Annotated in this window: 12 protein-coding genes and 2 pseudogenes; 6 read left to right on the plus strand and 8 right to left on the minus strand. The window is 71.4% G+C overall.

The genetic code is table 11. The annotated features are described in order from the left end of the window. Positions 1–26 precede the first annotated feature (26 nt). Together MXD57_RS18295 and MXD57_RS18300 are read left to right on the plus strand one after the other, a co-directional pair. On the plus strand, positions 27–1,859 hold the full coding sequence (locus tag MXD57_RS18295) for a phosphoenolpyruvate carboxykinase (GTP) (protein ID WP_250402529.1): 1,833 nt from the start codon (positions 27–29) through the stop codon (positions 1,857–1,859). A gap of 213 nt (positions 1,860–2,072) precedes the next feature. Further along, on the plus strand, positions 2,073–3,803 hold the full coding sequence (locus MXD57_RS18300; RefSeq protein ID WP_250402531.1) for an Ig-like domain repeat protein: 1,731 nt from the start codon (positions 2,073–2,075) through the stop codon (positions 3,801–3,803). 83 nt (positions 3,804–3,886) lie between these two features. Here the strand turns inward: MXD57_RS18300 and MXD57_RS18305 are convergent, their stop codons facing one another. Both MXD57_RS18305 and MXD57_RS18310 read right to left on the minus strand, forming a co-directional pair. Next, complete coding sequence (locus MXD57_RS18305; RefSeq protein ID WP_250402533.1) at positions 3,887–4,306, minus strand: SCO4983 family protein; 420 nt, start codon at positions 4,304–4,306, stop codon at positions 3,887–3,889. Between the two features lie 164 nt (positions 4,307–4,470). Continuing rightward, positions 4,471–5,682, minus strand: a complete 1,212-nt coding sequence (locus MXD57_RS18310) for a pyridoxal phosphate-dependent aminotransferase (protein ID WP_250402534.1) — start codon at positions 5,680–5,682, stop codon at positions 4,471–4,473. 201 nt (positions 5,683–5,883) lie between these two features. Between MXD57_RS18310 and MXD57_RS18315 the strand changes: the two genes are divergently transcribed. Further along, a complete protein-coding gene (locus MXD57_RS18315) occupies positions 5,884–6,558 on the plus strand; it encodes a hypothetical protein (RefSeq protein ID WP_374114720.1) in 675 nt (224 codons plus the stop codon). A gap of 234 nt (positions 6,559–6,792) precedes the next feature. Beyond that, positions 6,793–7,626: a S1 family peptidase gene (locus MXD57_RS18320; RefSeq protein WP_250402536.1), complete on the plus strand. Its 834-nt coding sequence runs from the start codon at positions 6,793–6,795 to the stop codon at positions 7,624–7,626. Positions 7,627–7,675: 49 nt separating this feature from the next. On the opposite strand, the pseudogene MXD57_RS18325 reads toward MXD57_RS18320, so the two are convergent. Beyond that, positions 7,676–8,299 (minus strand): annotated as a pseudogene (locus tag MXD57_RS18325) (amidohydrolase family protein); the annotation flags it as partial. Positions 8,300–8,423: 124 nt separating this feature from the next. Continuing rightward, positions 8,424–9,701, minus strand: coding sequence for an amino acid deaminase (locus MXD57_RS18330; protein WP_250402538.1), 1,278 nt, complete (start codon positions 9,699–9,701; stop codon positions 8,424–8,426). Between the two features lie 85 nt (positions 9,702–9,786). On the opposite strand from MXD57_RS18330, the pseudogene MXD57_RS18335 reads away from it, so the two are divergent. Then, positions 9,787–10,129: pseudogene (locus MXD57_RS18335) on the plus strand (RidA family protein); the annotation flags it as partial. A gap of 154 nt (positions 10,130–10,283) precedes the next feature. Beyond that, positions 10,284–10,886: a hypothetical protein gene (locus MXD57_RS18340; RefSeq protein WP_250402540.1), complete on the plus strand. Its 603-nt coding sequence runs from the start codon at positions 10,284–10,286 to the stop codon at positions 10,884–10,886. Positions 10,887–10,942: 56 nt separating this feature from the next. Here the strand turns inward: MXD57_RS18340 and MXD57_RS18345 are convergent, their stop codons facing one another. The 4 genes from MXD57_RS18345 to MXD57_RS18360 form a co-directional block, all read right to left on the minus strand. Continuing rightward, the gene (locus MXD57_RS18345) at positions 10,943–12,301 is read right to left on the minus strand and encodes a M14 family metallopeptidase (RefSeq protein ID WP_250402542.1); all 1,359 of its coding nucleotides are present in this window, start codon (positions 12,299–12,301) and stop codon (positions 10,943–10,945) included. Between the two features lie 261 nt (positions 12,302–12,562). Further along, entirely contained in the window at positions 12,563–12,850 is a 288-nt protein-coding gene (locus MXD57_RS31830; RefSeq protein ID WP_250402544.1) for a DUF1266 domain-containing protein, read from the minus strand. 451 nt (positions 12,851–13,301) lie between these two features. Further along, positions 13,302–13,511, minus strand: coding sequence for a DUF397 domain-containing protein (locus MXD57_RS18355; RefSeq protein ID WP_250402545.1), 210 nt, complete (start codon positions 13,509–13,511; stop codon positions 13,302–13,304). 8 nt (positions 13,512–13,519) lie between these two features. Further along, positions 13,520–14,371 (minus strand): helix-turn-helix domain-containing protein, encoded by an 852-nt coding sequence (locus MXD57_RS18360; protein ID WP_374114721.1) that lies wholly within the window; start codon positions 14,369–14,371, stop codon positions 13,520–13,522. Between the last annotated feature and the right edge of the window lie 171 nt (positions 14,372–14,542).

Consider the following 14,542-nt stretch of genomic DNA (forward strand, 5'->3'; position numbering starts at 1 on the left):
AAAAAATCCCTCATTTAGGAGCAATCGTGGCGCGCGACATCGCGGCTCCCACCGGCGTCCCCACCCATCACCAGGAACTGATCTCGTGGGTCAACGAGATCGTCGAACTGACGCAGCCGGACAGCGTGGTCTGGTGTGACGGATCCGAGGCCGAGTACGAGCGCCTGTGCGAGGAGCTCGTCCAGAAGGGCACCTTCCGCAAGCTCGACCCGATCAAGCGCCCGAACTCCTACTACGCGGCCTCCGACCCCACCGACGTCGCGCGCGTCGAGGACCGGACCTTCATCTGCTCCGCCAAGGAGGAGGACGCCGGCCCGACCAACCACTGGAAGGCTCCGGCCGAGATGCGGGAGATCTTCCAGGGCTCCGGCGGCGAGGGCGGTGTCTTCCGCGGCTCGATGAGGGGCCGGACGATGTACGTCGTCCCGTTCTGCATGGGCCCGCTGGGCTCCCCGCTGTCCGCGATCGGCGTCGAGATCACCGACTCCGCCTACGTCGCGGCCTCCATGCGCACCATGACCCGCATGGGGCAGCCGGTCCTGGACGAGCTCGGCGACAGCGGCTTCTTCGTCAAGGCCGTGCACACCGTCGGCGCCCCGCTGGAGCCGGGCCAGGAGGACGTCCCCTGGCCGTGCAACTCCACCAAGTACATCTCCCACTTCCCCGAGGACCGCGAGATCTGGTCCTACGGCTCCGGCTACGGCGGCAACGCCCTGCTCGGCAAGAAGTGCTACGCGCTGCGCATCGCCTCCGTCATGGCCCGGGACGAGGGCTGGCTGGCCGAGCACATGCTGATCCTCAAGCTCACCCCGCCGCAGGGCGAGTCCAAGTACGTCGCCGCCGCCTTCCCGAGCGCCTGCGGCAAGACCAACCTCGCCATGCTGGAGCCGACGGTCTCCGGCTGGACCGTGGAGACCATCGGCGACGACATCGCCTGGATGCGCTTCGGTGAGGACGGCCGGCTGTACGCCATCAACCCCGAGGCCGGCTTCTTCGGCGTCGCCCCCGGCACCGGTGAGCACACCAACGCCAACGCGATGAAGACGCTGTGGGGCAACTCGGTCTTCACCAACGTGGCGCTGACGGACGACAACGACGTGTGGTGGGAGGGGATGACGGAGGAGACCCCGGCCCACCTCACCGACTGGAAGGGCAACTCCTGGACCCCCGAGTCCGGTACGCCCGCCGCCCACCCCAACGCCCGCTTCACCACCCCGGCCGCGCAGTGCCCGATCATCGCGCCGGAGTGGGAGGACCCCAAGGGCGTGCCGATCTCGGCGATCCTCTTCGGTGGCCGCCGGGCCAGCGCGGTGCCGCTGGTCACGGAGTCCTTCGACTGGAACCACGGGGTCTTCCTGGGCGCGAACGTGGCCTCCGAGAAGACCGCCGCCGCCGAGGGCAAGGTCGGCGAGCTGCGCCGCGACCCGTTCGCCATGCTGCCGTTCTGCGGCTACAACATGGGCGACTACATGGGGCACTGGGTCGACGTGGCCAAGGACAAGGACCAGGCCAAGCTGCCGAAGATCTACTACGTCAACTGGTTCCGCAAGAACGACGAGGGCAAGTTCGTCTGGCCGGGCTTCGGCGAGAACAGCCGCGTCCTGAAGTGGATCGTGGGCCGGCTGGACGGCACGGCCGAGGGTGTCGAGACCCCGATCGGCATCCTGCCGACCAAGGCGGCGCTGGACACCAAGGGCCTCGAACTGTCCGACACCGACCTGGACTTCCTGCTCACGGTCGACAAGGAGGTCTGGCGCGAGGAGGCCTCCCTGGTCCCCGAGCACCTCAACACCTTCGGCGACCACACCCCGAAGGAACTGTGGGACCAGTACCGGGCGCTGGTGCAGCGCCTGGGCTGAGGCCGGCACCCCATGACTCCACGGCCGGTCCGGATGCCCTGACCAGCGATCGTCACGGCCGGCCGTGGTGACAACCCCGGCGGGGACTCGCACAAAGGTGCGGGTCCCCGCTGCGTGCCCCCTTGCTACTGGATCTTCACACCGGTTGGATGACGTCCACAGGCGCCCCATCGGCACCGGTGGAGCGCCCAACCAAGCCTGTGGGGGGCACAGTTGAATACTGCACACCGATCCGGACGGCTCGCGGCCACGCTGCTGACCGCCGCTCTCGCCGGGACCGGACTGACCGTCGCCGCCGCGCCCGCCGCCTACGCGGCGGCCTCGGACGCCGTGGTCAAGCTGCCGATCTCCTCGTACTCCGCGATCGCGGTCGACTCCGTCCACCAGCGCGTCTTCGTCGCGGACAGCAACACCGGCTACTACCTCAACAAGGGCACCATCGCCGTCTACGACTTCCAGGGCGAGCGGGTCGCCACCCTGCAGACGCCGGCCCATGTCTCCGGTCTCGCGCTCAACGCCGACAGCTCCCGGCTCTACGCCGGCCTGCGCGAGCAGATCCAGACCTACGACACCACCACCCTCGAGCCGGCCCTCCTCACCAACGCCAGCACCGACACCTGCGGCCGCGACCTGGCCTTCTCCGGAGGGCAGTTGTACTTCACCACGCCGTACTCCCAGTACCTCGGGGAGTGCCCCACCGCCCAGACCTACCTGGACGGCGTGGTCAACGGGGCGTACACCCGTACCGGCTGGAACGACTCCGGCAAGCTCCAGCTCGAGGCGGGGCCCGGCGGCCGGATGCTGATGGGCCAGCCGCTCAACGCGAAGGCCGCCGACCCCTTCGTCACGGTCTACGACACCAGCGGCGACTCCCTCGTCCGCAACGCCGCGCGCCGCTTCGCCGACAGCGCCGGCCACGGTGCGCTCAACCTGAAGGACATGGCGTTCTCCGCCGACGGAAGCAAGGTGGCCCTCGCCGACGCGGCCTACGGCACCCGGCTGCTCAACACCGACGACCTCTCCGACACGGCGGACGCCTACCCGGCCCTGCCGGCCGGCGCCACCGCCAGCTCGGTCGCCTTCAGCGGTGACGGCAAGTACCTGGCGCGCGGCGCGGCGGCCACCGGTGCCACGCCCGACCTGCTCCTCCAGCCGGCCGACCCCACCGACGCGACGGCCCCGCTGGAGTTCGTCTTCGAGGGCAGCCTCGACGGTGACCGGGTCGCCCCGCGCGGCATGGAGTGGTCGGCCGACGGCTCCCGGCTGTTCGCGGTGACCACCAACGCGGCCGGCAGCCAGTACTGGCTGCACGTCATCCAGCCCCCGGCCGTCCAGTACGACACCGCGTTCACCGGCGGTCTCACCCACAGCCCCTCGGCGGCGGTGGCGGGCGAGCCGCTGGCGGTGCGCGGCCGGCTCCAGTGGGACGGGCCCGATCCCGCCGGGCCGCTCAAGGTGACCGCCGTCCGCCAGGACGCCGACGGCACGCACCAGCTCGGCACCGCGACCGTCAAGGAGGACGGCACCTTCACCGTCCTGGACGAGCCCGACCTGGTCGGCGAGGCCACGTACACCGTGTCCTTCCTCGGTGACCTGACCCACCGTCCGGCCACGGACGTCACCACCACCGTCACGGTCGGCAAGGCGCCCAGCTCGATCACGCTCACCGCGCCCGAGGAGGCGACCATGAGCGGGGGCGTGCACATCACCGGGACGTTCGCCGCCCAGGGCAAGGCGCTGCCCGAGCGGGCCACGCTCACCGTGAAGCGCACGGACCGGCTCGGCACCGGCACCCTGTCGTCGGTCACCGTCGCCGCCGACGGCTCCTTCGCCGTCGACGACCTGCCGCGCGCCCGCCGCGACACGACCTACACGGTCGCCTGGGCGGGTGACGCCCTGCACGAGGGCGCCACGGCCTCGGCGACGGTGTACGTCCGGCGCTGAGGCCGGCCGGCTGTGTGGCGCCCGGTCCGCGCGTCGCTGCGGGTGCGCGCGGACCGGGGCCGTTCGGGGGACCCTGGGCGGGGTCAGTGGGCCGAGCTGAGTTCCCTCGGCCCGGCCAGGGCGGCGGCGTGCGCGTCCATCCGCTCGGCCGACAGGATCGCCGCCGCGGTGTCGGCGCGGGAGGCGGCGACCACCAGCGCGCGGCCCGCCAGGGCGTGCGCCCGTCGGTGCAGGCCCTGGGGTCCGCCGGCGGCGGACGGCTGGGCGCGCAACGGCGCCCGCCCTCCGCGCAGCCGGGCCACCTGGGCCGCGAGCCGCTCGGCGGCCGTCTCCAGGTCGGTGCAGGGGGTGAGGGCGCGCAGTTCGTCGGTGACGGCGAGCAGGGCCGCGAGATGGCCGGCGAGCTGGATGTCCAGCTCCTCCTCGCGCGAGCGGTGGGGGAAGTCGGAAGGGTCGCCGGCCATCGTGCTGTGGACCGACTTGGTGCGGATCGGTTCGTACATGGGGGATGGCCTCCTGTGCTCTGACAGGAAGCCATCCTAGCTTGGATTTCGTCTAAAGTTGAGTCGGGTCACGGATCGCGGCCCTCCGGCTACCGTCGGCAGCATCCGAGGCTCCGGGGCCGGTCCCCGGGCTCTGTGGTCGGACTCCTGTCCGCCTCACAGCACTAGGGCTGGCCGTAGCCGTCGAGGAAGGTTCCGATCCGGGTCACCGCGTCGCGGAGATCGCCCGCGCTGGGGAGGGTCACCACGCGGAAGTGGTCCGGCTCGGGCCAGTTGAACCCGGTGCCCTGGACGACCATGATCTTCTCCTGGCGCAGCAGGTCCAGCACCATCCGCCGGTCGTCCTTGATCTTGAACACCTGCGGGTCCAGCCGCGGGAAGAGGTACAGCGCGCCCTTGGGCCGGACGCAGCTCACCCCGGGGATCTGGGTCAGCAGCTCGTAGGCGACATCCATCTGCTCCTTCAGCCGGCCGCCCGGCAGCACCAGGTCGTCGATCGTCTGCCGGCCGCCGAGCGCGGCCACGACCCCGTGCTGACCCGGCATGTTCGCGCACAGGCGCATGTTCGCCAGGACCGTCAGGCCCTCGATGTAGGAGTCGGCGTGCGCGCGCGGGCCCGAGATCGACATCCAGCCCACGCGGTAGCCGGCCACCCGGTAGGCCTTGGACATGCCGTTGAAGGTGAGGGTCAGCAGGTCGGGGGCGACCTTCGCGGTCGGGGTGTGCGTGGCCCCGTCGTAGAGGATCTTGTCGTAGATCTCGTCCGAGCAGACCAGCAGGTTGTGCCGGCGGGCGATGTCGGTCAGGCCCTTGAGCACCGACTCGTCGTACACCGCGCCCGTGGGGTTGTTCGGGTTGATGATGACGATCGCCTTGGTGCGGTCGGTGACCTTGCGCTCCACGTCGGCGAGGTCGGGCATCCAGTCGGACTGCTCGTCGCAGCGGTAGTGCACGGCCGTGCCGCCGGACAGGGAGACGGCCGCCGTCCACAGCGGGTAGTCCGGTGCCGGCACGAGCACCTCGTCGCCGTCGTCCAGCAGGCCCTGCATCGCCATCACGATCAGCTCGGAGACGCCGTTGCCGATGTAGACGTGCTCGACGTCCGTCTCGATGCCGATGGTCTGGTTGTGCATGACGACCGCGCGGCGGGCGGCCAGCAGGCCCTTGGCGTCGCCGTAGCCGTGCGCGCCGGAGACGTTGCGCAGAATGTCCTCGAGGATCTCCGGGGGGCACTCGAAGCCGAACGCGGCGGGATTGCCCGTGTTGAGCTTCAGGATGCGGTGCCCGGCCGCCTCCAGGCGCATCGCCTCCTCGAGAACCGGCCCCCGGATCTCGTAACAGACGTTGGCGAGCTTGGTCGACTGGATCACCTGCATGTCCGTGAGCTTACGACCCGGTAACGGCTCATGGGTGGTGTCTTCCGCCACTTGAGACGATGCGGTTTGCCTTGTTATCGGCGGTAGCTGTCTCGGAAGTCACTCGCGTCCCTAGAATGCGCCGCGGTGCCGTTGCGCCGAGGCCGCCGATGGGCCTGGTGCGACAGGGGTGCGGCGCGAGGACGGTCGGTCAAGGGGAGGGTGGGGTTGTACGAGGCGCACGGTGGCGGCGGCGAGCCGGAGGTTCAGCCGAACGTGTACCACCCGCAGACGGTCGCGGCTCCCTCCTACGAGGAGTACGCCGATCCCGCCGCCGCCCACGGCTGGCAGAACGCCTACGACGAGACCCGCGAGCTGCCCGCGCTCTCCGGGCCGCCCGGGTCCGGCGGGCCGCGGGTCCCGGGCGGGCCGGACGGCGGCCGCCGCGACCGGCGCCGGAAGCGGCGGGCGGGCGGCCGCCGGACGGCACTGCTGGCCGGAGGCCTCGGCGCGGTCGGCGCGGTCGCGGTGATCGCGGTGCTCGCCTGGCCGGACGGCGCCCCGTCGGGAACACGCCCCGCGGGCGACGGGCCCGGCCGCGCCCCCGGTGCCGCGCCCACCCGCGCGGACTCCCCGGACCCCGCGACGACCGCGCCCGGCACGGAGGGCGGGCCTCCCGCGGCGTCGTCGTCCACCGCTTCCGTGCCCGCCGCGGCCGGTGCGACGGCCACCGCCACCGACGGCTCCACCGCCACCGGCGCGCCCGAATCCCCGAACGCCTCGGCCTCCGCCACGCCCGCACCGACGCTCACCGGTGCCACGCCGACCCAGTCCGACTGGAGCACCCCCGGCGGCGGCCGGGGCCACGGGCACGGCGCGACCAAGCGCCCCCAGTAGCCGGCGCCGGCGGTAGCGCGCCGCCAAGTGGGTAGCGATTGAGGTGGAGTTGTGGTCCGCCGCTCGGCCGGATGGCGGTCCGCCGCCCGACAAACGTGCGCGTATGCCCCGGGCGGTCAGGTCGTCGCATACAACTGCTTGCCCCCGCACGCCCCTCTCATGAGAATGCTCATGACAAGACGTGAGGCGGCCGGAAGATCTCCGGTCGCCCAAGTCGTAAGAGGGGACCCCCACATGAACAAGCCTCTCCTGGCCGCGCTCTCCTCCCTGGCCATCGCCGGACTGGGCGCGACCCCCGCGGCCGCCGCACCGCAGGCCAAGGCGGCCCACGGCGTGACCGTCAACTTCGCCGGTACCGTCTCGCTCAGCAACTGCTCGGGCTCGGTCATCCGCTTCCCCGGCTCCGCGGACACCGACCCGGCGCTCGTGCTCACCAACGGCCACTGCCTGGAGACCGGCTTCCCGGCGCCCGGCCAGGTCATCACCGGCCAGTCCTCCAGCCGCAGCTTCGGCCTGCTGAACTCCTCCGGCCGCAAGGTGGCCACGCTCCGCGCCAACCAGGTCGTCTACTCGACCATGACGGACACCGACGTCACGATCTACCGCACCACCACCACCTACGCGGCGATCAAGAACTCGTACGGCATCGGCCCGCTCACCGTGCAGGACACCCACCCGGTGGCCGGCACCGCCATCAAGGTCGTCTCCGGCTACTGGAAGCGCGTCTACAGCTGCAACATCGACGGCTTCGTGTACCGCCTGAAGGAGGGCGGCTGGACCTGGAAGGACTCGGTCCGCTACACCTCCGCCTGCAACACCATCGGCGGCACCTCGGGCTCGCCGGTGATCGACACCGCCACCGGCAAGGTCGTCGCCGTCAACAACACGGGCAACGAGGACGGCCGGCGCTGCACCGAGAACAACCCCTGCGAGGTCGACGAGAGCGGCAACGTCACCGTCCGCCAGGGCATCAACTACGCCGAGGAGACCTACAACATCCCGGCCTGCTTCACCACCGGCAACAAGCTGAACCTGAGCGCGTCCGGCTGCACCCTGCCCAAGCCGTAGCCCCGGCTGCCACGCGCCCGGTCCGGGCGCGTGGCCCAGGGCCGGGCGGTCACACCGGTGACCGGCGGACCGCCCGGCCCGCCGACACGTCCGTGCGGCGGCCGTCGTCGATCGCGAGCCGGCCGTCGACCAGCACGTACGGAATCCCGGCCGGGAGCACGCTGGGCTCGGCGAAGGTGGCACCGGAGGCGACGGTGTCCGGGTCGAACAGCACCAGGTCGGCCCGGTACCCCTCGCGCACCAGCTCCCGGTCCGGCAGCCGCAGCCGGACCGCGGGCCGCGCGGTGAGGTGGGCGACGCACTCCTCCAGCGACAGCACACCCGCCTCCCGCACATAGTGGCCGAGATAGCGGGGGAAGGTGCCGTACGCGCGCGGGTGCGGCTTGGCACCGCGCAGGATGCCGTCGGAACCGCCGGTGTGGGCGCGGTGCCGCATGATCGTGCGGACGTTCTCCTCGTGGCCGACGTGCTGGAGGACCGACGTGCCGAGCCGGTCCTCGACGAGCAGCCGGCGGGCGGCCGTCCAGGGGTCCTCGCCCCGCGCGTCCGCCGACTCCCGCACGGTCCGTCCGACCTCGCCCGCCAGGGCAGGGCCGGTCACACCGGAGATCTCGATCGTGTCCCCCTCCACCGGCACGCCGTGACAGCCGTCCGAGCCGGTGACCTCCAGGTCGGCCTCCCTGACGATGGAGACGATCCGGCCGCCGTCGACCACCACGTCGGCGCGGTAGGCGCCGGCGCCGCTGCCGTCGACGACGTCCGCGTCCCCCGGACGACCAGTTCCGCCACGTCGCGCCCTAGAAGAACGTGCGGATGTAGTCGACGACCGTCCCGTCCGCCTCGGCCAGCGGGATGAGCTGCCACTTGTCGAAGGAGGTGCAGGGGTGGGACAGGCCGAAGCCGACCCAGTCACCGACCTCCAGATCAGCCTCCCCGGTGGTGCGCAGCCAGGCGTGCTGGTCGGACAGGCCGGTCACGGTGACACCGTCGGCCGGACGCTCGGTGCCGTCCCGGCGCACCACCTGGGCCTCGGGCAGGTCGAGGTCGTGGGCCGCGTCCCGCTTGCCCGCGTTGACGAAGGCCTGTTCCGCGGACGGCCGGGAGACGACCTGCGCCCACAGCCGGAACGCGGGCTCCAGGGCGCCCTCCTGGGGGACGCGGGTGAAGGGGGTGAGCCTGCGGTAGTGCCCGTCGTCGTGCGAGACGTAGGCGCCCGAGCGGAGCAGTTTGAGCACCGGCGCGGACAGTTCGGGGATCGCGGCGAACACGTCGGCCACCGCGTCGAACCACGCGCTGCCGCCGGCGCTCACCACGATCTCGTCCACCCCGGCGAACCGGCCGCTCCTGTCGAAGTCGGCGGCCAGCGCGGTCAGTCGCCGCAGGTAGGCCGTCACCCGCCCGGTGTCGGCCCGCGGCACCTCGCCCTCGTACCCCGCGACCCCGACCAGCCGGAGCGTCGGCACGGCGGCCACGGCGTCGGCGACGGCCGCGCACTCCGCCTCCGTGCGCACCCCGGTCCGGGCCCCGTCGCCCGCGGCCAGCTCCACCACGACGTCCACCGGCCGGGCGGCGCCCCGCAGGGCCGCGTCCATCAGCTCGACGCCGCGCACCGAGTCCACGTAGCAGACCAGGCGGAACGCCGGGTCGGCCGCGAGCTCGGCGGCGACGCGGCGCAGCGCGGCCGGGTCCACCAGTTCGTTGGCCAGGAAGATCCGTTCGACGCCGAACGCCCGGGCCACCCACACCTGGTGCGGCACCGCGAGGGTGATGCCCCAGGCGCCGTGCTCGATCTGCCGCCGGAAGAGCTGCGGGGCCATCGAGGTCTTGCCGTGCGGCGCGAAGGCCAGGCCGTGGCGCTCCGCGTAGGCCTCCATGAGCGCCAGGTTGTGCTCCAGCCGCTCGGCGGAGAGCGCGAGGACGGGCGTGCTGAACCCGCCCGTGAAGAGGTTGCGGCGCTGGGCCGCCAGCTCGGCGACGGTCAGGCCCTCGGCGTCCGGCGGGAGGCCCTTGAAACGGTGGTCCACCCGTTCCTCGGTGAGGCGGGCGAGCGCTTCGGCGCCGGTGCCGCGGGGCATGTGACCTCCTGATCCGGTGCGTTGCACTGCATGCAACGTCCATTGCGTATGTCGCTCACCGCTGTCCAGCATCTCACCCGACACGGGCAACATCCTCCAGGTCGCGGGCCAGGTCGGCTTCCTGCCCGCCGAGGAGGGCAAGCCCCCCACACCCGCCGGCCCGACGCCGCGCGAGCAGACCCTGCAGACCCCCGCCAACGTCCGGGCGATCCTGGAGGAGGGCGGCGCCGGCTGGGACGACGTGATGATGATCCGCGTCCACCTCACCGACGTGGACCACTTCGCCGAGATGAACGACATCTACGACACCTACTTCGGCGAGCAGGGCCTCACCCAGCCGCCCGCCGCCCGCCGCCCGGACCACGGTCTACGTCGGCCTGCCGCCCGGCCTCCTCGTCGAGATCGACGCCCTCGCCGTCCTGGGCTGACGACGGCTCGGGTGCCTGCCTCCCCAGCGCCCTCCCTCCGGGGTCCTCTCCGGCGCCGGGCGGTGAGCCTGTTTGTGCAGGAGTGACCCGTGTGGACCCTCAGGAAGAGCGAGCTGACTGGTTCCGGCACAGGAATGTCGTCCATACTGCCGCCGTGGACCAGCGCATAGGATCGAGCAGCCAGCCCCTGAAGGGCGAGCCCGTCAAGGGCGCCGGTTTCGACCCGGCCTTCATCCCGGGGATCACCGCACCGGCGACGGAACCGGAACCGGCGGACGCCACGCCGACGACCGGGCCCGGGCCCGACGTCGAGGACGCGAAGCCGGCGACCCGGGAGCCCGCCGAAGCGGCGTCCGCCGAACCGGCGTCCGCCGAACCGGCGTCCGCCGAACCGGCGTCCTCCGAACTGCCCTCCTCCGAGACGGCGGACGGCGGACCGGAGAAGGAACCGGCACAGGCGAGCGCACCCGAGGACGGCGCCCCCGTCTTCGAGGCCTCCGACCGCCGGGCCCGGTTCGCGGCCGACCACCGCGGCGTCCGACTCCGTCTGGACGAGGAGGACTGCGAGTTCCACTGGGACGAGATCGCCGCGGTCGAGACCGAGTCCGCCCGTTTCGGCAAGCGTTTCACCATCACCGTGCACACCCCGGACCGCCGCTGGTACCCGATCGAGATCGAGGCGACGTCCAGGTCCCGCTTCAAGGAATGGGAGTCCCGGTTGGACGCGGTGCTCGACGCGTACTTCGAGGAGGCGTAGGGCCGCGTGACGACGGGGGCGCCGGGAGGGACCCGGCGCCCCCGCCCGCGCCCCTCCTAGCCGCAGTACTGGGCCTCTTTCCCGATCGACCGGTACATGCAGTCCGCGTTCTCCAGCAGTTGCAGCACCGCGTCCCGGTTGCGCGAGGTCTCCCGCTCGATCACCTCGTCGGGCGGGTAGAAACCGCCGTTCCAGGAGGACGTCGGATACATCTCGAAGGTGTAGTCGAAGATCCTCTGCGTGCCCCACAGATAGTCGTCGATCGACCCGTCCGTGATGTACAGGTCGCTCGACTGCTCGGGGGTGTAGCCGTTGCTGGCCGCCATCTTCCGGCCCACGGCCTTGAACGCGGCGGCGTCGTCGGCGGTCATCCCGGGGGCGGTGTCCGAGTACGTGTACCCGAACGGCCACAGCACCAGCTCGCTGTAGGTGTGGAAGTCGATACCGGCCCTGATCTGCTGCTTGCCCCCGACGACCCGGCTGCGCACGAAGTCGGAGACGACCTTCACCTCGGGCGCGGACTCGGCGGCGGTGCCGCGGTAGGTCTCGGACGACTTCGTCCTCGACGAGCCGCCGCAGCAGCCCCACTTGTAGTCCCAGTTCCGGTTGAGATCGGTCCCGACGTACGAGGAGCCGGAGTTGGGCTGCCGGTTCTTCCGCCACGACCGGTACGACCCGGTGGCGATGTCGTACTCACCGCCGTCCGGGTTGAGGTCGGGGACGAGCCAGATCTCGCGGCTGTCGACGAGGTTCGTGATCCTTGGGTCGCTCCCGTACCCGGCGGCGAACTCGCGCAGCAGGTACAGGGCCATCTCCACGGTCAGGTGCTCGCGGGCGTGCTGGTGGAAGGTGAACAGCACCTCGGGCTCGTTCTCGTCGGTGCCCACGTTGTCGCTGACCTTGACGGCGACGATGTCCCGGCCCTGGTACGACTTCCCGATCACCCGCTTGCTCATGATGTCCGGGTGGGCGGCGATCCGCTGGTCGATCTCGGCGTTCGCCTCGGCGTAGTTGTGGTACTTCGAGTCGGAGCTCGGGAAGTCGTGCAATCGCTGCTCGCCGCGGGCGCCGGTCCGGTCGGGCGGCGCGCCCAGGGGCGTGACGTCGTACCCGAGCCGGCGCAACCGCCGGATCTGGTCGGCCCGGCCGGAGACGACCACGGTCTCCTCGTCGGCCTCGTCCACGGTGACACCGGTGGCCTGGATGGCCGTCCGCGTCACGGGATTCGTACTGCGGTGGATCTCGTACTGCCGGATGTCCTCGGTGGACGCCGGATCGGTCCTCCGGGCGCTCTCGGCGGCCGCGTGCGTGGCGGAGGCCGAGACGGGGGCGGCGAGAGCGAGGGCCAGCAGCGCGCCGAGTGCGGCGGTACGCCTGCTGCCGCGCGCGCCGGAGCCGCGGATGCGAAGTCGCATGAACTCTCCTTGGATCTCCAGGGATTCCGGGGTCGCCGGAAGTGGGGGAGTGGAGCTGGGAGCTGAGGTGCCTCAGTGCGACGTGCGGGTGCGGACGCGGGGAGCCGGTGGCTGTGGGTCCGCTGTGCGGGGCTGGCGCTCATGGTCCGACCTTGGCATGATCAGGTCAATACTTGCCGGTGTGCCCGCGGTCTCCGGCCGAAACTCGCCGTAGCCCGCACACACGCGGCCAACCCGCCGCATCCGGCCGTCGGCCGGACCTCACCTGAAGGAAACGGTCAGCCAGGGACTCTCCGGGTCGGGCATCAGGACCCGGTGGACGTCCACCATGTCCGTGTACCAGTTCCCGAACTCCTCGTCGTCGAAGTGCAGACAGCGCCCCAGGATGTACCCGGCGGCGAAGTCCCGCCACGACTTGTACGACAGCGCGGCGGCCCGGCCCGCCGCCACGACGGCGGCCTCGGCCTCCGGCGGCGAGCAGTACCGCGCCGTGCGAGCACCCGCGCCCGGTCCAGGGGAGCCCTGTCCCGCGCGCCGTGCCGGGCCCACGCGACGGAGCGCGGCGGCGCGGAGGGCAGGAACGCCTCGCACGGGGTCCCCGGGTTGACCACGATCATCGCCGGATCCGTCGGCGCCCACACCTTGGCGAACCACCCGAGCTTCTGCCGGTCGAGCACCCGGTGCGGATCGGGCGCGGGCAGCATCCCCTCCGTGTGCACGGCCCACACCCGCCCGCCGGCCACCCGCGGATCGTGCCCGAAGACGGGAACCGTCCGGCTCGGATCCGCGTCCGCCCCGTCACGCCGTACCTCGAAGTACAGCCGACTGTCCGCGAGGGTCTCGAAGTACGCCGTCCAGTCCTCCCGCGCCTTCGCTTCCGTCAGGGCCTGCTCGATCTGTGTCGGCGGCGTTCGGGCGGGCGGCGCGGCAGGCCTGAAACCCGCGGGCGGCGGACCGAACGACATGGTGTGCCTCTCTCGAATTGTGTGTCTTCGCGGAACTAGCCGACCCTGCCGGCGGTGGGGCCCGGGGTCTTCAGCGCGTCGATGAAGGGGGTGAACGCCTGGGCGGCGAAGGTGAGGGTGGCTCGGGCGGGGGCTTTCGAGTCACGGACGGCTATGCGGGTGGTGCCTTCGGCGATCTCGACGCAGTCGTTGCCCTCGCCTCCACCGGAGAACGACGACTTCTTCCACACGGCGGGCATGGTCATGCCGGTCCTCACAGCTCCTTGGCCAGTTGGTGGATGAGTTCGCGTGACTGCCGCGGTGGCAGTGCCGCTCCCTTCACCCTATGGAACAGCTTTCGAAAGTGTTCCAGCTGCGCCTCGGAGTCGACGAAGGCCGTGCCGTGCGGAGCATCACGCACGACGGTGTCGAGCCGAGGGACCGCGCCGCCCAGGTGCACCATGGTGGCACCGGCACCCGCGAAGTCGTCCAGCTCGAAGGGGATGACCCGAACGGTCACGTGGCCGGCCCCGGACACCTCCAGGATGCGGTCCAGCTGAGCCCGGGAGGCGGTACGTCCGGCGACCCGGATGCGTAGCGCCGCCTCGTGGATCACGGCCTCGTACGGGATGGGCTCGGGCCCGTCGATGACGACCCTCCGCTTCATCCGGTGCTCCACACGGAGATCGACCTCGCTGTCCGGGAACTCGGGGTTCAGGTAGGCGAAGAGGGCGCGGGCGTAGTCCTCCGTCTGGAAGAGACCCGGCACATGGATGACGGCGACGTCGTGACGGTACCGCGCGTGGTGGTCCAGCTCGGCGAGGTCCTGGTAGGCGGCGGGGAGTACGCCTCGGTAGTCCTCCCACCAGCCGCGTGTACGGTCCCTCGCCATGACCGCCAGGGCCTCGATCAGACCTTCGTCGGAGCAGGCGTAATTGGCGGCGAGCCGACGCACACGCTGCTCGCTCACCCCGGCGATCCCCGACTCCATCTGGCTCATCTGTACCGAGTTGACCCCGAGCAGGCCGGCCGCCTCGGTCGCCTTGAGTCCAGCGGCTTCCCGGAGTCTGCGGAGTTCGATCCCCAGGCGCATCTGTCGTGCTGTGGGGTGCCGTCTTGCTGGCACGACGTCCTTCTTTCCTCAACTGCGAAGGTGTGGCCACTCGTTCGGGGTCAGATTACGGGACTGGCTTGCAGCGGCATAAATTTATGACCTACCGTCAGTCACGCCTTGAACGCGCAGCGGAAGCGCACCGTGTCGTCCTGCCATGGCGACGGCGGCATCGCCACCGTGTGC

The sequence above is a fragment of the Streptomyces cellostaticus genome, assembly GCF_023630175.1.
In the GTDB taxonomy this organism is placed as follows: domain Bacteria; phylum Actinomycetota; class Actinomycetes; order Streptomycetales; family Streptomycetaceae; genus Streptomyces; species Streptomyces cellostaticus_A.